Below are 3,980 nucleotides of genomic sequence, written 5' to 3'. Positions count from 1 at the left end.
GGGGATTATGGATATTTTCAGGCTGCCTAAGTTTGCCTATTATTTTTATCAAAGCCAAAGGGACGCTGCCGAAAGTAAACCGATGCTGTTCATCGCCAATTACTGGAATAACACCGATACCAAAAGTGTAAAGGTTTACAGTAATTGTGGTGAGGTAGAACTGTTCCTGAACGGCAGATCGATAGGCAAACAGAAACCAGATATTGGCAGCATGAATAATAACCTTAAACATGCTCCATTTACCTTTAACGTAGCTTACCAGCCCGGCACATTAACCGCTAAAGGTTATATCAACGGTCAACCGGTAACTAATGCCGAACGCAAAACACCTGGAAAAGCTTCGCAAATCAAATTAACAGTTGATTACAGTGGCAAAATACCTGTAGCTGGTAAAAACGATGTGGTGTTTGTTTACGCTTCGGTAACTGATGAAAATGGCACCGTGATTCCGGTTGCAACCAATTCGCTCAGGCTAAAAGTAAGCGGCGAAGGGGAAGTGATTGGAGAGGGAGAAGTGAAGGCTGAAGCCGGGATCGCTGCATTTTTGATAAAGGCGGGCTCCGTACCCGGCAAGATCCATCTTTCTGCTTCAGGAGATGGCTTGAATGCAGGAACACAAGAAGTAGTGATCAAATAGATAAAGCAATAATAAAAAGGGATCCCCCGGATTTTTAAATCGTAAGGTTTAATGGTCCGGGGGATTTTTGTTTAAAATCCGGAAACTTCAAAGCCTTATAACACTACCGTTTTAATAAAACTTCAAAACTATGCTGAAGTAAGCTAAAGATATTTTGGATACAGAATAATTGTTATATTGACATCAAATTTGCGATGCCTATTTATCGTAGCCACAATAAACCACAATGAAGATATTCCGGTTCCCCCTCCCGCTTAAAACGCGAAAAGAACGATCTTTTTTGATGCTGCCTGCTTTATGTATCCTGACGTTATCCGCAGGGTGTAATCACAAGCCTGCCGCCGATTCCCAACAACCATTGTTTAAATTATTGCAGCCGGAGCAAACCCATATTGATTTTGCCAATACTTTAACCGAAGGTTTGAACACCAATGTGCTGATGTACGAGTATTTTTATAATGGTGGCGGTGTGGCTGTCGGCGATTTAAACGGCGATGGCCTACAGGATCTTTATTTTACCGGCAACATGACCGATAATAAATTGTACCTGAATCAGGGCAATATGCAGTTTAAGGATATTACAACTGATGCAGGTGTAACGGGCAGGCCCGGTCCCTGGAAAACAGGTGTTACCATGGCCGATGTTAACGGTGATGGCAAGCTGGATATTTATATATGTTATTCGGGTAAAATAAGGGCCGAAAAAAGGGTTAACCAGTTGTTCGTAAACCAGGGGAACAATGCCGCTGGTGTACCTGTGTTTAAAGATATGACTGCGGATTACGGTCTTGATTTTCCGTCGTTCAGCACACAGGCATACTTTTTTGATTATGACAGGGATGGTGATCTCGACCTGTTGTTAGTTAATCACAACCCGGCACGGATCAGTATTCTTGACGATGCATTTGTTAAAGAGATGACCGCCAAAAAAGATAACGAATCGGGGATCAGGTTGCTGCGGAATGATAATAACCATTTTGTTGATGTTACCGGGGCTTCGGGAATCATCAATACCTCATTGTCATATGGTTTGGCAGCCGGCATAGCCGATATTAATGGCGATGGCTGGCCGGATATTTATGTATCAAACGATTACAGCATTCCCGACAGATTGTATATCAATAATGGTAAGGGCGGTTTTACTGACGAGCTTCAGAAACAGATCGGCCATACTTCATTTTATTCCATGGGTAATGATGTGGCCGATATCAACAATGATGGTAAGCCTGATATCTACACGCTGGATATGCTTCCCGAAGATAACAAACGTCAAAAACTGTTGTTCGGCGTTGATAATTATGAAGCTTTTGACCTTAACCTGCGGGTTGGCTTTTATTACCAGTATATGCGCAATATGCTGCAGATCAACAATGGTAATAACTCGTTCAGCGAAACAGGGCAACTGGCGGGTATCTCCAATACCGACTGGAGCTGGTCGCCATTATTTGCCGATTATGATAATGATGGCTGGAAAGACCTGTTTGTAAGCAACGGTTATACCCGCGACTATACCAACATGGACTTTTTAAAGTTTATGGGCGATAACCTTAAAGACAGGCGCGTAATGCGGCAGGACCTCCTGGATATTGTGAGCCAGATGCCGTCCTCGCAAATGAAAAGTTACCTGTTTAAAAATAATGGCAACGCCACGTTTACCAACACAAGTGAACAGTGGGGTATAACGCTGCCATCAAACAGTAACGGTGCGGCTTATGTCGATCTGGATAATGACGGCGACCTCGACCTGGTGGTAAATAATATTAATCAGCCTGCTTTTGTTTATGAAAATCAGGCCGCCAAGCAAAATGACAACCATTATTTAGCTATAAAATTAAATGGCAGCGGGGCCAATACGCAGGGGATAGGGGCTAAGGTTAGTATCTATTCGGGCAGTAAAATGCAGTACCTGGAGCAAATGCCAACCCATGGCTACCAGTCAACTGTTTCGCCGGTACTTCATTTTGGATTAGGAAAAGATAAGCAGATTGATTCATTAAGGATCACCTGGCAAAGTGGCAAATCACAAATAATTCAAAAGGTAAAAGCCAATGAACAGCTTGTTTTAAACGAAAAGGATGCCACTGGCACCAGTCCGGCACAAAAACAAATTGAACCTGTATTTAAGGAAGTGCCCTCACCCATAGCATCCCGCGAAAGCGATAATACAACCAATGATTTTAAGCGGCAGCCATTAATGGTTAACTCCATATCCTTTTCGGGTTCCATACTTACAAAAGGTGATGCCAATGGTGACGGGCTGGAAGATATCTATACTGGTGCGCACGATGGCAAAGCTGGTGTATTATACCTGCAGGAAAAGGATGGGAAATTTATAAGCAAAGCTGTTCCGGCTTTTGATGCCGATAAAAATAGTACAGATGCCGCAGCGTTGTTTTTTGATGCCAATGGCGATGGTAAGCCCGACCTTTATGTAGCCTCAGGTGGTTATGCCGATTACAAACCAGACGATGCACTGTTGCAGGACAGGCTGTATCTTAACGATGGTAAAGGAAACTTCAGCAAGGCGAACAATGCCTTACCTAAAATGATCAGCAGTAAAAGCTGTGTAAAAGCGGCCGATATTAACGGGGATGGTTTCCCTGATCTGTTTGTTGGTGGTAGGGTAGTGCCAGGCCGCTATCCCGAAGCGCCCGAAAGCTATATCCTGATCAATGATGGCAAGGGACATTTTACCGATGAAACGGCAAAATATAATCCGGCATTAAAAAATATAGGTATGGTAACCGATGCCGCCTGGGTTGATATGAACGACGACAAAAAGCCCGATCTTGTGCTGGTTGGCGAATGGATGCCGATCACGGTTTTTGAAAATAATGGCGCTAAACTTACTGATGCCACTGTGAAATACTTTGATAAAAAATATGCCGGCTGGTGGAACTGTTTACAGGTAAGCGATATCAACCATGACGGTCACCCCGATATTATTGCCGGGAACGTCGGGTTAAATACCCAGTGCAAAGCAAGTGACGCTGAGCCTGCCGAAATGTTTTATAAGGATTTTGATGACAATGGTTCAGTCGACCCGATGCTGTGTTTTTACATTCAGCATAAAAACTACCCTTTTGTAAGCCGCGATGAACTGCTCGATCAGTTAAGTGTTATGCGCGGCCGGTTCCCTGATTATAAAAGCTACGCCGATGCTACCATGGATAAGATCTTTACCCCTGAAGAATTGAAAGGCGTAAAAAAACTGACAACCAACGAGCTTGCAACAGCCTGCTTTATCAGTAATGGACAAGGGCGATTAAAGCAAGTGGCATTGCCTTTGCAGGCCCAGTATTCCCCGGTTTTTACCATTACTACACTTGATTATGACCATGAT

At 43.6% G+C, this 3,980-nt stretch carries 2 protein-coding genes; both read left to right on the top strand.

Going from position 1 to position 3,980, the window contains the following annotated elements:
- Positions 1-637, top strand: a 637-nt coding sequence (locus tag VF500_RS21760) for a DUF4982 domain-containing protein (protein WP_330861695.1), incomplete at its 5' end; no start/stop codon positions are given.
- A 226-nt stretch (positions 638-863) separates the two neighbouring features.
- The coding region (locus VF500_RS21755) for a VCBS repeat-containing protein (RefSeq protein ID WP_330861694.1) at positions 864-3,980 on the top strand (3,117 nt) is incomplete at its 3' end.

This window comes from Mucilaginibacter sp., assembly GCF_036383575.1.
Taxonomy (GTDB): Bacteria; Bacteroidota; Bacteroidia; order Sphingobacteriales; family Sphingobacteriaceae; genus Mucilaginibacter.
Note: the sequence above shows the minus strand (reverse complement) of the source record. Positions and strands in the feature narration are given on the sequence as shown.